Source organism: Polynucleobacter necessarius (assembly GCF_900095185.1).
Classification (GTDB): domain Bacteria; phylum Pseudomonadota; class Gammaproteobacteria; order Burkholderiales; family Burkholderiaceae; genus Polynucleobacter.
Window position 1 is genome coordinate 1,260,982 of sequence record NZ_LT606948.1, and the last position, 16,197, is coordinate 1,277,178.

The following is a 16,197-nucleotide window of genomic DNA, read 5'->3' on the forward strand; positions in this document are numbered from 1 at the left end:
TGCATGGCAATTGAACGGACCCTTTCTATTATCAAACCTGATGCTGTCGCTAAAAACGTCATCGGCAAAATCTATGACCGTTTTGAATCAGCTGGTTTGAAGATCGTTGCTTCCAAAATGGCGTATTTGTCACAATCTGAAGCAGAGCAGTTCTATACCGTTCACAAAGATCGTCCTTTCTTTAAAGATTTGGTGAATTTCATGATCTCTGGTCCTGTAATGATTCAAGTGCTGCAAGGCGAAGGCGCAATTGCGAAGAATCGTGACTTAATGGGTGCTACTGATCCTAAGAAAGCAGATAAAGGCACTATTCGTTCTGTCTTTGCAGACAGCATTGATGCGAACGCAGTTCATGGTTCTGATGCTCCAGAAACTGCTGCTGTGGAAGTGGCATTTTTCTTCCCAGGTATGAATGTTTTTAATCGTTAGTCAACGATTAAAAACAGACAACCTATTGAAATATATAGGTAGGCGCATTGACCTCTCCGCGCGTAAATCTCTTAGATTTTGACGCCGACCAAATGGCGGCGTATGTCGCGAGGTTGAATGAAAAGCCCTTTAGGGCAAAACAATTCATGCAGTGGATACACCAACGCGGTGTAGCTGATATCAATGACATGAGTGATTTGGCAAAAAGCTTTCGAGCCACTTTGCTAGATAAAGCAGAAGTATTTTCTCTTCCTGTTATCAAAGATGAACAGGCCGCAGATGGTACTCGTAAGTGGTTGCTGGACGTGGGCGCTGGTAATGCGGTGGAGTCCGTCTTTATTCCTGAGGATAACCGTGGCACTTTGTGCATTTCATCCCAGGCAGGCTGTGCGGTCAATTGCCGTTTTTGCTCTACTGGACATCAAGGCTTTTCGCGCAACCTCACTTCCGGTGAAATCATCGGGCAGCTTTGGTTTGCAGAGCATCTATTGCGTAATGATCCTGAGGCGATTCGGAGAATTGAAAAGTTCCCCGCTCCTGGTTGGAAGCATACAGGTCGTGTAATTTCGAATGTAGTGATGATGGGCATGGGTGAGCCACTGCTCAACTATGACAATGTGGTTTCAGCATTACGATTGATGCTTGATGATCGTGCTTATGGCTTATCACGTCGTCGTGTAACGGTGTCTACATCGGGTGTCGTGCCAATTATTGATCGGCTTGCGCAAGATTGCCCAGTAGCATTAGCGGTTTCTTTGCATGCGCCAAATGACGCATTGCGTGATCAATTGGTGCCACTCAATCAAAAATATCCGCTACGCGAGTTGCTAGATGCGTGTGAGCGTTATTTGCCGTTTGCTCCCAGAGATTTTTTAACTTTTGAATACTGCATGCTTGACGGTGTAAATGATTCAGATATTCAGGCAAAAGAACTGGTTCATTTACTGAAAAACATTAAGTGCAAGATTAATTTAATTCCATTTAATTCTTTCCCGGAGTCAGGGCTGAAGTGTTCACCAGCTCAGTATGTTAAGGCCTTTGCAAGCATTTTGTTGGATGCCGGTATGGTAGCAACTGTACGTAAGACCCGAGGCGACGATATAACTGCTGCTTGTGGTCAATTAGCAGGAGACGTAGTGGATCGCACAAAAGTACGCGAGCGTGCTGTGCACAAAGCTGAAATTGAAGTTGCTGAAGTGGAGTCCAGCAATGAGGCTGATGCGCACCCTATCGAATGACTCAAAAAATTAAATTAATTACTAGCTTATTGCCACCCAATTCCTATGAGCTCTCATCATTCATTGCCACCATTACCGCTAGGACCTAGTCCAAAGCGTGCAACTCGTCAAGCAACGATTGCTTGGAAGACCAACATCATTACCGTAGGTGGTGATGCGCCCGTGCGCGTGCAATCGATGACGAATACTGACACAGCAGATGCTGTGGGAACTGCAATTCAAGTAAAAGAATTGGCTCGCGCAGGATCAGAGATGGTTCGCATTACCGTAAATACCCCAGAAGCTGCCGCGGCAGTCCCCTATATTCGTGAACAGCTAGACAAGATGGATGTCTTGGTGCCATTGATTGGCGATTTCCATTACAACGGCCATACTTTATTAAATGATTTTCCGGAGTGCGCCAAAGCACTCTCGAAGTATCGTATTAATCCAGGTAATGTCGGGAAGGGCGCCAAGCGCGATCCGCAGTTTACTCAGATGATTGAAGCGGCATGTAAGTACGAAAAGCCAATTCGCATTGGCGTGAATTGGGGGAGCTTTGATCAAGATCTTCTCGCATCGCTTATGGATGCCAACGCTGCATTAGCAGTTCCGAAAACGGCGCAAGAAGTCATGATTGAGGCATTAATTCAGTCAGCTTTGCAGTCTGCAGAAAAAGCGGTTGAGTTGAGTATGAATCCCAATCAAATTTTGCTTTCTTGCAAAGTGAGCAATGTCCAAGATTTAGTGGCGGTCTATCGCGACCTCGCACGTCGTTCAGACTATCCCTTGCACTTAGGTTTAACGGAAGCAGGCATGGGTAGCAAAGGGATGGTTTCCTCAACCGCAGCGATGGGCATTTTGCTGCAAGAGGGTATTGGCGATACGATTCGCGTTTCACTTACGCCTGATCCCGGCGCACCCCGTGAAAACGAAGTGATTGTTGCCCAAGAAATATTACAAACCATGGGCTTGCGTAATTTCACACCAATGGTAATTGCTTGCCCTGGTTGCGGTAGAACAACTAGCACCACTTTCCAAGAATTGGCTGCTGACATCCAGTCTTATTTACGTCAGCAAATGCCCGTATGGAAGAAAACCCATCCAGATGTTGCGAATATGAACGTCGCCATTATGGGCTGTATCGTCAATGGTCCTGGTGAGAGCAAACATGCCAATATCGGCATTTCATTGCCGGGAACAGGCGAGAGCCCTGCAGCACCGGTGTTTGTGGATGGCGTTAAAGTCAAAACTCTGCGTGGTGAGAAAATTGCCGAAGAGTTTCAGGTCATTGTGGATGAGTATGTAAAGCAAAACTATGCACCCAAGGCTTAAGAGATCTAGCAAGCTCACAGATAAAAAATCAACAAAACATTGATACCACAATAATAAAAATGACCGATCAAAGCCAAGACCAAAAATCACAAGCTCAGGCTCAGAAGATCCAAAAGATTAATGGCGTGCGCGGTATGAATGATTTATTGCCAGCGGATGCTGCACAATGGGCGCATTTGGAGTATGCCTTACGTGATTTAACCCGTGCTTATGGCTATGAGTTTTTGAGAACGCCAATTGTCGAAGCCACTGCAGTATTCCAGCGGGGTATTGGTGAGGTTACTGATATTGTTGAAAAGGAGATGTATTCTTTTGAAGATCGCTTGAATGGCGAGCAATTGACCTTGCGCCCTGAGGGTACTGCTGCTTTAGTGCGTTCCGTAATTGAAAACAACTTACTTTATGAAGGTCCAAAGCGCCTGTGGTATACCGGCCCCATGTTTCGTCACGAACGTCCTCAGCGTGGACGCTATCGCCAGTTCCACCAGTTTGGGATTGAGGCACTTGGCTTTGCTGGTCCTGACATTGATGCAGAGATTATTTTGATGGGTCAGCGCTTGTGGGATGAGTTGGGTTTGAAGGGCGTGTGCTTAGAAATCAATTCTCTCGGGCAAGCGCCCGAGCGAGCAGAGCACCGCGTGGCACTCGTCACATACTTCGAAAAGAATAAACAGCAGTTAGATGAAGATTCGCAACGACGTTTGTTGACTAATCCATTGCGTATCTTGGATTCTAAAAACCCAGAGATGCAAGTCTTGATAGAAGATGCCCCAAAGCTCTTGGATTTTTTAGGTGAAGAATCGCTCAGGCATTTCAATGCAGTGCAGGATTTACTCAAGGCAAATAACATCTCCTGCAAGATCAATCCTCGGTTAGTTCGAGGCTTGGATTACTACAACCTCACAGTATTTGAATGGGTGACCGATGAGTTGGGTGCGCAGGGTACGATTGCAGGCGGTGGTCGCTACGATCCGTTGATCGAGCGCATGGGCGGAAAACCGGCGCCTGCTTGCGGTTGGGCAATGGGGATGGAGCGTGTCCTTGAATTGATGAAGGTTTCTGGATCTTTACCAGAGGCACAGGCTCAATGCGATATCTTTGTTTTGCACCAAGGTGGCGAGACTGTGATAACTGCCATGATCATTGCAGAGCGCTTACGAAGCGCTGGTATTGATACCATTCTGTTCTGCCCACCAGATGGGCAGGCGGCTAGTTTTAAGTCTCAAATGAAGAAGGCTGATAGCAGTGGCGCCGCCTTTGCGGTCATTATTGGCCCTGATGAGTTGGTCAAGAATGAGGCCCAACTGAAAGACCTACGTGGTACTGGCGAGCAACAGTCTATTCCGTTAGATGATGTCTTGGGGACGGCAATTGACGCTCTTGTGGGCGCTAACGAATAGAATGAAGCCAATACCTACAAATTACCGTGAATTTCTCTTAATGAATTTGGATTGACATGCCTTTAGATTTAGAAGAACAAGAACAATTAGACCAATTCAAAGCGTTTTGGCAAAAATACCGCAACCTGATTACTAGTGTCATCACGGTCGTATTGTTTGCTTACACTGTCTACAGTGGATATCAATGGTGGCGTAATAGTCAGGCGCTTGAGGCTTTCAAACTTTATGAAACGATGGTGGGGGCAATTGCTAAAGGCGATAAAGATCAAATCTTGCGTGCAGCAGATGATTTACAAAAGGATTTTGGTCGTACCCCTTACGCAGCAATGTCCAGTTTAATTGCTGCACGTATTGTATCGGACGCTGGCGATAGCGCTAAGGCTTTGGATTATTTGCGTTGGGCTGCCAAAAATGCATCGAATGATGGTTATCTCGCTTTAGCAAAATTGCGTTTAGTTACTCAGCTAATTGAGCAGGGCGGTGAAAAAGATTTTGCAGAGGCTGATCAAATTTTGAACCAGAAGCCGATTATTGGTTTTGAATCATTATGGCTCGAGCGTCGTGGTGATTGGTATTTGGCGCAGAAAAAGAATGAACAGGCAAAACAAAGTTATCAAGAAGCTTGGAAAAAATTAGATCAAGCCCAAGAAGTTCCAGAAGAGGCACGTGGCCTCTTAAAGGTGAAGCTTGATGCGGTTGGAGGAGTTACTTAGTGATGACGAATAATATGAGAGGCTTGCCAGAACGCATCGGAGTAGCGTTGGTATTGGGTTCATTGGTGCTTGCTTTGATGGCTTGTTCTGGAAGCGCGAGAGTGAGAAAGCCTGCAGAGTTAGTGCCCGTGACGAATCAGTTTGATTTGCAGCCAGTCTGGGCAACTAGCATTGGCTCATCCGAAACTTTTAACTTTCATCCGGTTGTTGCTGGTGATGCAGTCTATGTTGCTTCTCATCGTGGAAATTTGGCCAAGATTGATTTGGCATCAGGTAATAAAGTTTGGGAAGTATCCGTACCAGAGCGCTTATCCGTTGGTCCAGGTTCTGATGGTCGCACAACTGTCGCCGTTACAACTAAAGGTACTGTGTATGTCTATGACGATACCGGCAAACCGATATGGAATTTTAAGGTTGGCAGCGAAGTGTTGAGTGAGCCATTAGTGGCTGGGGGTGTAGTAATTGTCCGTGCCCTCGATAACCGTTTTATTGGCTTGGACGCGCAAACCGGTGCACGTAAGTGGACTTATCAGCGCCAGCCATCTGCCTTGGCATTAAGAGTGGGCTATGGAATGTTAGCTATTGGTAATGAGGCCATTGTTACTGGTTTTGCAGGTGGTCGCTTTGGCATGATTGCGGTTGCCAATGGGGGTTTAGTTTGGGAGACCACAGTTTCTTTTCCTAAGGGCTTCTCAGAGATCGAACGTTTGAATGATGTCACTGCAAAACCAAGTATGGAAGGTGAAATTATTTGCGCAGTTTCTTATCAGGGCCGCATCGGTTGTGGTCAGGCGCGCACAGGCAATCTCCTGTGGTTCAAAGATTACTCGAGTTACACTGGCACCTCGCAAAATTCTGACATGGTCTTTTCGGCTAATGACAAATCCTATGTCACGGCTTTTGCAACTAAAGATGGCACACAGGTTTGGGAAAACACAAAGCTGACTTTCCGTGATGTAGGCGAATCCCTTGCGGTTGGAAGGGTGCTCCTCATGGGCGATGCTCAGGGTTATATTCACGCATTTTCACAGGCGAATGGCGAGATGGTTGCGCGTATTCGTCACGACAGTAGTCCAATCTCGGCCGCTCCCATAGCGGTAGGTGGCCTCATCTTGGTTCAATCTCAAGGTGGAAAAATAGCGGCGTACAGTCCAAAATGAATCCAGTCATCACTATCGTTGGTCGTCCTAATGTCGGTAAGTCGACCCTCTTTAATCATTTAACGCGATCACGCGATGCATTGGTGGCAGACTTTTCTGGTTTAACCCGAGATCGTCACTATGGCAAAGGACGTAGTGGCGATCGTCCGTTTATTTGTGTAGATACTGGTGGTTTTGAACCTGTTGCCAAAACCGGGATTGTTGCTGAAATAGCAAAGCAGACTAAGCAGGCTGTTGCTGAATCTGACATTGTGATTTTCTTAGTCGATGGCCGCTTAGGAATGGCGCCACAAGATCGTGTGATTGCTGACTTTTTGCGCAAGACTGGCAGACCCGTTCTTTTGGCAGTGAATAAGACTGAAGGGATGCAAGCCGGTGTTGTTACGGCTGACTTCCATGAACTAGGTTTGGGTGAGCCTTTCCCAATCTCTTCTGCTCACGGCGATGGAGTGCGTAGTCTGATTGACGATGTTTTGGATTCTCTTGGTATTGCAGAGCCTGATGAGGAAGCATTAGCGAATGATCCAAATCGTCCCATGAAGATTGCAGTTGTGGGTCGTCCTAACGTGGGTAAATCAACATTGATCAATAAATTGATTGGTGAGGAGCGAGTGATTGCATTTGATATGCCCGGCACTACACGCGATGCAATTGAAGTCCCTTTTGAACGAAAGGGTAAACCTTATATCTTGGTCGATACTGCAGGTTTGCGTCGTCGTGGCAAGGTATTTGAAGCCATTGAAAAGTTCTCAGTTGTTAAAACATTACAAGCGATTGCAGATTGCAACGTTGTGATTTTGATGTTGGATGCTCAGCAAGATATTTCTGAGCAAGACGCCCATATCGCTGGATTTATTGTCGAAGCTGGTCGCGCATTGGTAGTGGCGGTAAATAAGTGGGATGGGATTGATGCCTACGTTAAAGAGCGTGCTCGCCTAGAGATCGCACAAAAATTGCGCTTCTTGGACTTTGCTAACGTACATCCGATCTCTGCCAAAAAAGGTACTGGACTCAAAGATCTATTTAAGGATATTGATGCTGCCTACGCCGCAGCGATGGCTAAACTTCCAACTCCGCGTTTAACCCGTATTTTGCAAGAAGCGATCGAGTATCAACAGCCTAAACGGGTTGGCATGGGACGTCCAAAATTACGTTATGCCCACCAAGGGGGTATGAATCCTCCAATTGTGGTGATTCATGGCACATCCTTAAGTGGGGTGACCGATAGCTACAAACGATATTTGGAAGGGCGTTTTAGGGATGTCTTCAAACTCCGTGGTACCCCTTTGCGGATTCAGATGAATACCGCCAAAAACCCTTACGTATATGCCGATAAGGGCAAAAAACGCTAATTTGGGCTAAGGTTTCGTGCTGAGGCAAAGTTGCGCTTGATTTTTTTGAAAATCAGCTCAACATAACAAGTTTAGTTAGTGCTTTATTGGTTGAAATACGGTGAGTATTTTGTAGTGATGGTTGAAATTTAATTAAAAAAGCAAGACTCCCAAAAAAGTAGTTGTCAAAAGATAAATAAGGGGCAGTATGCATAACAACAAAATTCAATTACTTCAGGACCCATTTCTCAATGCCTTGCGCAAAGAGCATGTTCCTGTCTCGATCTATCTCGTCAATGGTATTAAGTTGCAAGGCAATATTGAATCATTTGATCAATATGTTGTCCTTTTGCGTAATACCGTGACCCAGATGGTTTACAAGCATGCGATCTCAACGATTGTTCCTGCGCGTGCGATCGATTTCCGTTTAGAAGAAGCCAGCTCTGTATAGCACTGGTGTAGATGCTGCTCGCGCCGTTCTTGTTGGGGTAGATACAGGACGCGAGGATTTTGCAGACAGTATGGCTGAGCTCAGTCTTCTGAGCTGATAGTGCCGGCTCCATACCTGTGGCTAGTGTGATTGCCCGTAAGGGTAGAACTAACCCCGCTTTATTTATCGGTTCTGGCAAAGCGAATGAGCTCAAGTGGGTAATGGAGGAGCAAGGCGCGGAACTTGCGATCTTTAATCATCCACTTCTTTCTCCAACACAACAACGCAATTTGGAGCGTCATATGGGTTTGATTTTGGATATCTTTAGTCAACGCGCACAAAGTCACATTGATAAGACGCAAGTTGAGCTTGCGCAAGTGCGTTATCGCATGTCTCGTTTGGTAAGAGCTTGGAGTCACTTAGAGCGGCAACGAGGTGGCATTGGTGTGCATGGCGGACCTGGGTAAAACGCAGATGGAACAACTGGAGCGCCGGATGTTAGCTACTAAAGCCAAGCGTCTCGAAAATGAGCTGGAAAAGGTGCAGCGTCAGTAAAGAACCCAAAGAAGAGCCCGTAACCGTAAAGATGTATTTTCTGTTTCATTGGTGGGTTCCACCAATGCCGGCAAGTCGACTTTATTTAATACCCTTACAAAAGCAGGGACATATGCTGCAGACCAGCTATTTGCTACTTTGGATACCACCTCCAGAAAAGTTCATTTGCATGGGGTGGGATCAATAGTAGTCTCAGATACGGTAGGCTTTATTAGGGAATTACCACACCAATTGGTGGAGGCTTTTAGGGCCACTTTGGATGAAACCATCCAGCTGACCTGATTGTGCATGTGATTGACGTCTGTAGCCCCGTTGCTAAAGAGCAAAAGGCTGAGGTAGAGGCTGTTTTGGCAGAAATTGGGTCTGACGACAGCCCTCGCGCGGATTGAGGTCATGAACAAAATTGACCAGACGCCCAAAACCTTTAGCCATGGAGCCATTTTAGAGCGAGATGGGCAGGGTATGCCAAGTCAGATTTTTTCCTCTCGGCCAAGACGGACTTAGGCCTTGATTTGCTCCGTTCGGCCCTCGCTGAATGCGCTCAAATGACTGATAGAATAAGGGTCGAGCACAACCGAGCCAAGAAGTAATCGGCCCCGGATGAGTTTTTAGAGCCTTTGCCTGAACGACCAGAATCTTCTAAATTTAATCTGATTTCCAACCGAAGCTATTTTTCTAATGATGCGTAAATTTCTAGAGCTGTTTTCGGTCAATGATCCCGGTTGGGGCAATAGCCACAACTCCGGTGGATCAAAAGACGCTAAGGATGGGCAGGGAAGTGATCAAGCCCCAAAAGGTGAGCCTGATATTAATAAGCCAACAGATGTTCAGTCAGGCAACTCTCCTAAAGGTCAGCCACAGAAGACAGATGGCCCTCCAGATTTAGATGAGCTATGGCGCGACTTCAATGACAGAATTGCGGGCATATTTGGTGGCAAGAAAAAACCTGGCGGCATGAGTGGATCTATTAGTAGGCCTGCTAATAAACCCAATAGCACTGATATTCCCTCGCCTTCGCAGCGCGGTGGTAGTGGTGGTAATGGTGGATTTAGCGCACCGAATCTCAACTTTAATAATCCTTTTGGTTCTAAAGCGAGCTTTCTCATCGCGGGAGCGGTTGTTTTCTTTATGTGGGTATGTAGTGGTTTCTTTATTATTCAAGAGGGACAAGCTGGTGTTATCTTGACGTTTGGTAAATACGATTACACCGCTAAACCCGGTATTAATTGGCGTATGCCTTGGCCAATTCAGGCGGAAGAGACTGTCAATTTATCGGGTGTTCGGTCAGTTGAAGTGGGGCGTCCGGTATTAATCAAGGCGACTAATCAAAAAGATTCATCCATGCTCACCGAGGATGAAAACATCATCGACGTGCGCTTTGCTGTGCAATATCGTCTCAAAGATCCTACTGATTATTTATTTAATAATCGTGATCCCGATGCTGCTGTTGTGCAAGCTGCTGAAACTGCTGTTCGTGAAATCGTCGCGCGCAGCAAGATGGATACAGTGTTGTACGAGGGTCGTGAAAAGATCGGTATTGATTTGGCTAATTCCATTCAGAAGATTTTGGATAGCTATAAAACAGGCATCTATGTCACTAGTGTGACCGTGCAAAATGTGCAGCCTCCTGAACAAGTTCAGGCTGCTTTCGATGACGCAGTAAAAGCAGGTCAGGACCAAGAACGCTTGAAGAGCGAAGGCCAAGCTTATGCAAACGAAATTATTCCTCGCGCCAAGGGAACTGCTGAACGCCTTATTCAAGAGGCTGAGGGTTATAAAGCTCGGGTAGTAGCTACTGCAGAAGGTGATGCCACCCGCTTCAAACAAGTTTTAGTAGAGTATGCAAAAGCGCCTCAAGTGACAAAAGACCGTATGTATATCGATACCATGCGTGAGATGTATAACAACGTAACTAAGGTCTTGGTGGACAGGACAAAGAGCAATAGTCTGTTGTATCTTCCTCTTGATAAGATTGTTTCTCAGGTAACTGCTGAAAGTGCTCAAGCAGCCAGTACCCAAACTACACAGCCTGTAGCCACTACGCCAACTGGTAGTGTGTCTGTCGGTGGGGCCACTGGCGCAAGTGCGCCTGGCTCAAATACCTCAATACCAGCAATACCAGCATCTAACAGTGCTGCTGATAAACGCGATGGTCTTCGTAGTCGCGATAGGGAGGTTAGATAATGAATGCAAATCGTTTAATTGCAGTTGGTATCGGCTTTATTGCGCTGATATATGTGCTCTCCTCTAGTATTTTTGTAGTGGATCAGCGTCAGTTCGCCGTCGTATTTTCTTTTGGACAAATAGTGCGTGTAATTGAGAAGCCCGGAATTCGGGTGAAGCTACCAGCACCATTTGAGAGCGTACGTTTTTTTGATCGTCGCATATTGACGATCGATAATCCGGAAGCAGAGCGCTTTATTACTGCTGAGAAGAAAAACCTCTTGGTTGATTCTTATGTGAAATGGCGGATCATCGATCCACGTAAGTTCTTTATCAGCTTTAAAGGCGACGAGCGTTTAGCACAAGATCGCTTGACCCAATTGGTTCGTTCAGCCTTGAATGAAGAATTTACTAAGCGCACTGTTCGCGAGCTGATCTCCGATCAGCGTGAAGAAGTTATGCAAGGGATCCGAAAGAAGGTGGCAGATGATGCTTCTGATATTGGGGTTGAAATCGTCGACGTTCGTTTAAAGCGTGTCGATCTTCTCGCAGAAATTAGTGACTCTGTATATCGCCGCATGGAAGCGGAGCGTAAGCGAGTCGCTAATGAACTTCGATCCACTGGTGCTGCTGAGTCTGATAAGATTCGGGCAAACGCAGAACGTCAACGCGACACGATATTGGCGGAAGCATATCGTGATGCACAAAAAATTAAGGGAGCAGGAGACGCTAAAGCGACCGCCCTTTATGCCGAAGCATTTGGGCGCGACCCACAGTTTGCTCAGTTCTATCGCAGTCTTGAGGCTTATCGTAGCTCGTTCAAGGATAAGAAGGATGTGATGGTGGTTGAGCCAAATGGCGAGTTCTTCAAGTTCTTCAATAAAAAATAAGAAAGTAAATAGCTCGCATCATGAATCGATGGCTACTTCCTGAAGACATAGCAGACGTATTGCCTGCGGAAGCTCGCAAAGTAGAGTCTTTGCGTCGAGCTGTCTTAGATTTATACCAATCGTATGGTTACGAATTAGTTGCTCCTCCCATCCTAGAGTTTTTAGATTCATTGTTGACTGGCACGGGATCCGATCTCAATCTGCAAACTTTTAAGTTGGTCGATCAATTGTCAGGTCGAACCTTAGGCTTGCGTGCGGATATGACTCCGCAAGTAGCACGTATTGATGCGCATCTTCTCAATCGTGCTGAAGTGACTCGCCTCTGCTACGTAGGCTCAGTTGCACACGCTCGGACACCAGTAGGTAGTTTTGCGCGTGAAGAATTGCAACTAGGCGCAGAGATCTACGGCTGTGCTGGTTGGGAAGCGGATTTAGAAGCAATCACTTTGCTATTCAAAACACTTTCTCTTGCTGGATTAGAGAAAGTCTATTCGGATTTTTCTCATGCAGGCATTTTGGCTGGCATTCTCGGTGACCAAAAATTGGATAAAGAAACCATTGAAGTTTTGTATGGCTTGTTGCAAAGCAAAGATCGCCCTCGTTTGATTCAATGGTCTAACTGCTTTTCTCCAAAAGTGGCACAAGCTTTACTGGTATTGACCCAATTGAATGGACCTTGTGCTGAAGTGCTGGTGAGGGCTAAACAAGAACTACCCAAACACCCAGCAATAGATCAGGCATTGACTGATCTCGAGCGTTTAGTTTCTGCTACTTCAAAGTTAGCAAGTAACCTCGATTTGAGTATAGATTTAGCTGATCTACGCGGCTATCAATATCACAGTGGTGTGATGTTTGCTGCTTACGTTGACCAATTACCGCAACCGATTGCAAGAGGCGGCCGCTATGATCATGTTAGTCAAGCTTTTGGTCGCCCACGTCCTGCAACCGGTTTCTCGCTGGACCTCTTGATCTTGGCTAACTTATCTCCGCTAAATCCTCGCAAGTTGGCAGTTCAAGCGCCCTGGATTATCGATGTAGATTTGGAAAAGGCAATCGCCAGCTTGAGGGGTGACGGCGAAGTAGTGATTCAGGTTCCAGTTGGCACAACAATCGAGGCTGCTGAGTATGAATGCGATCGTGAGTTGGTCAAGCGGGGAAATGCTTGGGAAGTGAAGAACAAGTAGAGCTGTAGGTCAAATAAAGCAATCAATCATTGAGTAGTCAATATTTAATTTATTTTGTAATTATCTTTTTGGATTTTATTATGTCTTCAAAGCAGCAAACCAAAGGTCGTAACGTAGTTGTCATTGGCACTCAGTGGGGTGATGAAGGCAAAGGTAAGGTAGTTGACTGGTTGACTGATCACGCAAAAGCAGTGATTCGCTTCCAGGGCGGTCACAATGCGGGTCACACTCTCATCATTGGCGATAAAAAAACGATTTTGCGTTTGATTCCCTCCGGAATCATGCATAAAAATGTGACATGCTACATTGGAAATGGTGTCGTGCTTTCGCCAGAAGCGCTTTTCAAAGAGATCGGTGAGCTAGAGGCTGCTGGACTAGATGTTCAGTCGCGCTTGAAGATTTCAGAAGCAACGACATTAATTCTTCCTTATCACGTTGCGATTGATCATGCGCGTGAAAAGAAGCGTGGTGAGGCTAAGATTGGAACAACTGGACGTGGTATTGGGCCAGCATACGAGGACAAAGTAGCGCGTCGCGCATTACGCGTGCAAGATTTGTTTTATCCAGAAAAGTTTGCTGAGCAGTTGCGCGAGAACCTGGAATATCACAACTTTATGCTCACTAATTACTATGGAGCAGAGCCAGTGAACTATGAGAAGACTTTGGCAGAAGCTATGTCTTACGCAGAGCGTCTCAAGCCTATGGTAGTTGATGTCTCTAGTGCTTTATGTGCGACTGAACAGTCTGGTCAGAATTTGTTATTCGAAGGTGCACAGGGTACCTTGCTCGACATTGATCACGGTACATATCCTTATGTAACCTCAAGCAATTGCGTGGCAGGTAATGCGGCTGCTGGCTCTGGTGTTGGTCTAGACTCTTTGCAGTACATCCTAGGTATTACCAAGGCATATTGCACCCGTGTTGGTGCCGGCCCATTCCCAAGTGAGTTATATGATTATGACAATCCTGCTAAGCAGGATCCGATTGGCGTGCGCTTAGCAGAAGTCGGTAAAGAATTCGGTTCTGTTACTGGCCGTCCTCGCCGTACGGGTTGGTTAGATGCTGCTGCTTTGAAGCGCTCTATTCAGATTAATGGTTTATCGGGACTTTGCATTACTAAGCTGGATGTATTGGATGGTTTAGATACGATTCGCTTATGTGTTGGCTACACCTTGGACGGTAATTTGTTAGATGTATTGCCACGGGGTGCCGAATCAGTTGCGCGTTGCGAACCAATTTATGAAGATTTCCCCGGCTGGAAGGGGACCACTTTCGGTATTCGTGAGTGGGATAAATTACCGGTTGAGGCTCAAAAGTTCCTCCGCCGTATCGAGGAAGTCGCTGGCAAACCGATTGCAATGGTGTCTACAGGCCCAGAGCGTGATGAAACCATTCTCCTGCAACACCCATTTCAGGGTTGATGGAAAATATTTGATTAACCCCATTTTTAACTTTTGTATAAGAAATTAACAACATGATTGCCCGTACTACCTGCAACAGCCTTCAAGTGGCAACCCCTCTCTATCGTTTTATCGAAGACAAAGTGCTTCTTGGAACTGGTATCAAAAGTGCCGACTTTTGGAAGGGTTTTGATGAGAACGTTAAATATTTTACCCCAAAAAATGAAGCTTTGCTCGCAAAGCGCGATCGTCTTCAGGCGGATATTGATAAATGGCATCAAGCAAATCCAGGCGCAATCAAGGATATACCTGCCTATCGCAAATATTTGCAAGAAATTCGCTATATCGATGAAATCCCTACCAAAATTGTGGCCACCACTCAGAATGTGGATGATGAACTCGCTCTTCAAGCTGGACCTCAGCTTGTGGTTCCTGTCCTCAATGCGCGCGCTATGGCCTTGAATGCTGCCAATGCTCGTTTGTGCTTCCTTGTATGACGCTTTATACGGCATAGATGTTATCTCCGAAGAAGATGGAGCGACGGTGCCTACAACCCAATTCGTGGTGCAAAGGTAGTTGCTTATGTAGGTCATTTTTGGATAAAGCAATTCCATTAGCTAAAGCCTCATATAGTGATGAGGTCGCATACACGGTTGTCGATAAAAAACTTTCAGTTACGTTAAAAGACGTAAGTACTGCAGGGTTTAATCGACGAGAAACAGTTTGTTGGTTATCAAGGGGATGCCTCTGCGCCATCCTCTGTTTTATTGCGCAATCACGGCATGCATATTGATATCCAACTTGCATGCGATCTATTCACCAGGTCGATCTAGCAAGGATTCAAGAGGAAATGGAGAAGCAAGATACTGCAGCCGAGTATGAAGCTTTAACCAACGATCTCTTGACCGTACCACTTGCGCTTTATCCTGATTGGACTCAAGAAGAGATCCGCGAGGCGCTCAATAATAACTGCCAAGGTATTTTGGGATATGTGGTGCGCTGTATTGACCAAGGTGCCTGATATTTATAATCTCGGCTTACTGGAAGACCGCGCAACTTTACGTATATCCAGTCAGCATATTGTAAACTGGTTGCTACATACATATGTAACCAAGGAAGAGGTAGGAGAAGCTTTGCACAGAATGGCAACGATGGTTGATGCATAAAATGCAGGCGATCCACTCTATAAGCCAATGATGCCGAACTACAATGACTCTTATGCCTATAAAAAGCAGCAAGTGATTTGATTTTCAAAGGCCTTGAGCAGCCTACGAGCCGCTTTTGCACGCATGGCGTTTGGAAGTAAAGAAAGTGCAAGCTAAGTAATTAGGATAGACCTGAAAATAGAAATGGATTTGTCGAGAGGCAAGTCCATTTTTTATTTTTAACTGTAGGTTCACCGCAACATCTAATGTGTTTGCACTCTTAAATCTCTTTTCTCAGTCAGATCGAACGCATCTATTTTAGTTCAATGATGGCGGTAGAGGTGCAGCTGACTTTAAGGGTGGTACAGGTGATTGCGTGGTGAGATCTATCTGCTTGGCCTTGAGGGTCTGATGGGTTAATCTTTCAAAAATAGCGCTACCATGAAAAAGAAGCACTAGGATAAGTCCTAGTATCCCGATAAGCTCATCCCTTATTAGATGGAAGGGCGGTATGCCGGCGAGGGTGGATTGGGTCAGAACATTAAGTGGTAATCGACATAAATTGGATATGAATTCAAATAAATAGCAGTAGGCAAGTATTTCGTCACAGACGATAATGTCATCTTGAATGATCCAAGTAAAGCAAGCCCTTGAATAGTACCTCTTACACCGCTGAATCGAAGAAGCGAGAGCGCTTCTTTTTATTTGCATTAGCAGGAATTCAGTGCACCCATATTCTCGATATTATGATCATGATGCCTTTGGGTCCGGACTTTATTCGGGTTCTCAATATCAATACCCATCAGTTTGGTTGGCCTATGTAGATCGATTTGAGCGAAGACAGC

At 45.8% G+C, this 16,197-nt stretch carries 15 protein-coding genes and 2 pseudogenes; all 17 read left to right on the plus strand.

The window, feature by feature from the left end; genetic code table 11:
* The first annotated feature begins 3 nt into the window (after positions 1-3).
* The 17 genes and pseudogenes from ndk to DXE31_RS10490 all read left to right on the plus strand — a co-directional run bounded on the left by ndk (position 4) and on the right by DXE31_RS10490 (position 16,176).
* Positions 4-429, plus strand: coding sequence for a nucleoside-diphosphate kinase (gene ndk, locus DXE31_RS07265; RefSeq protein ID WP_114698323.1), 426 nt, complete (start codon positions 4-6; stop codon positions 427-429).
* 47 nt (positions 430-476) lie between these two features.
* Positions 477-1,667 carry a dual-specificity RNA methyltransferase RlmN gene (gene rlmN, locus DXE31_RS07270; protein WP_114698324.1) on the plus strand — a complete coding sequence of 397 codons (1,191 nt, stop codon included), beginning with the start codon at positions 477-479 and terminating at the stop codon, positions 1,665-1,667.
* A gap of 45 nt (positions 1,668-1,712) precedes the next feature.
* A complete protein-coding gene (ispG, locus tag DXE31_RS07275; protein WP_114698325.1) occupies positions 1,713-2,981 on the plus strand; it encodes a flavodoxin-dependent (E)-4-hydroxy-3-methylbut-2-enyl-diphosphate synthase in 1,269 nt (422 codons plus the stop codon).
* 59 nt (positions 2,982-3,040) lie between these two features.
* On the plus strand, positions 3,041-4,381 hold the full coding sequence (gene hisS / locus DXE31_RS07280; protein WP_114698326.1) for a histidine--tRNA ligase: 1,341 nt from the start codon (positions 3,041-3,043) through the stop codon (positions 4,379-4,381).
* A gap of 56 nt (positions 4,382-4,437) precedes the next feature.
* Entirely contained in the window at positions 4,438-5,094 is a 657-nt protein-coding gene (locus DXE31_RS07285; RefSeq protein WP_114698327.1) for a YfgM family protein, read from the plus strand.
* A gap of 2 nt (positions 5,095-5,096) precedes the next feature.
* On the plus strand, positions 5,097-6,254 hold the full coding sequence (gene bamB / locus DXE31_RS07290; protein ID WP_114698328.1) for an outer membrane protein assembly factor BamB: 1,158 nt from the start codon (positions 5,097-5,099) through the stop codon (positions 6,252-6,254).
* Positions 6,251-7,606 carry a ribosome biogenesis GTPase Der gene (gene der / locus DXE31_RS07295; protein WP_114698329.1) on the plus strand — a complete coding sequence of 452 codons (1,356 nt, stop codon included), beginning with the start codon at positions 6,251-6,253 and terminating at the stop codon, positions 7,604-7,606. The genes bamB and der overlap by 4 nt, the downstream gene beginning before the upstream one ends.
* A gap of 187 nt (positions 7,607-7,793) precedes the next feature.
* Entirely contained in the window at positions 7,794-8,036 is a 243-nt protein-coding gene (gene hfq, locus DXE31_RS07300; protein ID WP_114698330.1) for an RNA chaperone Hfq, read from the plus strand.
* A gap of 70 nt (positions 8,037-8,106) precedes the next feature.
* A pseudogene (hflX, locus tag DXE31_RS07305) lies at positions 8,107-9,160 on the plus strand (GTPase HflX).
* An 88-nt stretch (positions 9,161-9,248) separates the two neighbouring features.
* Positions 9,249-10,754: an FtsH protease activity modulator HflK gene (hflK, locus tag DXE31_RS07310; RefSeq protein WP_114698331.1), complete on the plus strand. Its 1,506-nt coding sequence runs from the start codon at positions 9,249-9,251 to the stop codon at positions 10,752-10,754.
* A complete protein-coding gene (gene hflC / locus DXE31_RS07315; RefSeq protein ID WP_114698332.1) occupies positions 10,754-11,623 on the plus strand; it encodes a protease modulator HflC in 870 nt (289 codons plus the stop codon). Before hflK ends, hflC begins: the two co-directional genes overlap by 1 nt.
* Positions 11,624-11,643: 20 nt before the next feature.
* Positions 11,644-12,807, plus strand: coding sequence for an ATP phosphoribosyltransferase regulatory subunit (locus tag DXE31_RS07320; protein ID WP_114698333.1), 1,164 nt, complete (start codon positions 11,644-11,646; stop codon positions 12,805-12,807).
* Positions 12,808-12,887: 80 nt separating this feature from the next.
* The gene (locus DXE31_RS07325; RefSeq protein ID WP_114698334.1) at positions 12,888-14,228 is read left to right on the plus strand and encodes an adenylosuccinate synthase; all 1,341 of its coding nucleotides are present in this window, start codon (positions 12,888-12,890) and stop codon (positions 14,226-14,228) included.
* Positions 14,229-14,281: 53 nt separating this feature from the next.
* Positions 14,282-15,010 (plus strand): annotated as a pseudogene (locus tag DXE31_RS12965) (malate synthase G); the annotation flags it as partial.
* A 2-nt stretch (positions 15,011-15,012) separates the two neighbouring features.
* A complete protein-coding gene (locus tag DXE31_RS12970; protein ID WP_415077902.1) occupies positions 15,013-15,228 on the plus strand; it encodes a hypothetical protein in 216 nt (71 codons plus the stop codon).
* Positions 15,197-15,373 carry a hypothetical protein gene (locus DXE31_RS12975; RefSeq protein WP_415077903.1) on the plus strand — a complete coding sequence of 59 codons (177 nt, stop codon included), beginning with the start codon at positions 15,197-15,199 and terminating at the stop codon, positions 15,371-15,373. Before DXE31_RS12970 ends, DXE31_RS12975 begins: the two co-directional genes overlap by 32 nt.
* A gap of 629 nt (positions 15,374-16,002) precedes the next feature.
* Positions 16,003-16,176: a hypothetical protein gene (locus tag DXE31_RS10490; protein WP_197712192.1), complete on the plus strand. Its 174-nt coding sequence runs from the start codon at positions 16,003-16,005 to the stop codon at positions 16,174-16,176.
* Positions 16,177-16,197: the final 21 nt, after the last annotated feature.

What these genes read in the sequence shown, in the direction of transcription:
- ndk (WP_114698323.1), top strand. Translation starts at nt 4, where the DNA reads ATGGCAATTGAACGGACCCTTTCTATTATCAAACCTGATGCTGTCGCT.
- ispG (WP_114698325.1), top strand. Translation starts at nt 1,713, where the DNA reads ATGAGCTCTCATCATTCATTGCCACCATTACCGCTAGGACCTAGTCCA.
- hisS (WP_114698326.1), top strand. Translation starts at nt 3,041, where the DNA reads ATGACCGATCAAAGCCAAGACCAAAAATCACAAGCTCAGGCTCAGAAG.
- DXE31_RS07285 (WP_114698327.1), top strand. Translation starts at nt 4,438, where the DNA reads ATGCCTTTAGATTTAGAAGAACAAGAACAATTAGACCAATTCAAAGCG.
- bamB (WP_114698328.1), top strand. Translation starts at nt 5,097, where the DNA reads ATGACGAATAATATGAGAGGCTTGCCAGAACGCATCGGAGTAGCGTTG.
- der (WP_114698329.1), top strand. Translation starts at nt 6,251, where the DNA reads ATGAATCCAGTCATCACTATCGTTGGTCGTCCTAATGTCGGTAAGTCG.
- hfq (WP_114698330.1), top strand. Translation starts at nt 7,794, where the DNA reads ATGCATAACAACAAAATTCAATTACTTCAGGACCCATTTCTCAATGCC.
- hflK (WP_114698331.1), top strand. Translation starts at nt 9,249, where the DNA reads ATGATGCGTAAATTTCTAGAGCTGTTTTCGGTCAATGATCCCGGTTGG.
- hflC (WP_114698332.1), top strand. Translation starts at nt 10,754, where the DNA reads ATGAATGCAAATCGTTTAATTGCAGTTGGTATCGGCTTTATTGCGCTG.
- DXE31_RS07320 (WP_114698333.1), top strand. Translation starts at nt 11,644, where the DNA reads ATGAATCGATGGCTACTTCCTGAAGACATAGCAGACGTATTGCCTGCG.
- DXE31_RS07325 (WP_114698334.1), top strand. Translation starts at nt 12,888, where the DNA reads ATGTCTTCAAAGCAGCAAACCAAAGGTCGTAACGTAGTTGTCATTGGC.
- DXE31_RS12970 (WP_415077902.1), top strand. Translation starts at nt 15,013, where the DNA reads ATGCGATCTATTCACCAGGTCGATCTAGCAAGGATTCAAGAGGAAATG.
- DXE31_RS12975 (WP_415077903.1), top strand. Translation starts at nt 15,197, where the DNA reads ATGTGGTGCGCTGTATTGACCAAGGTGCCTGATATTTATAATCTCGGC.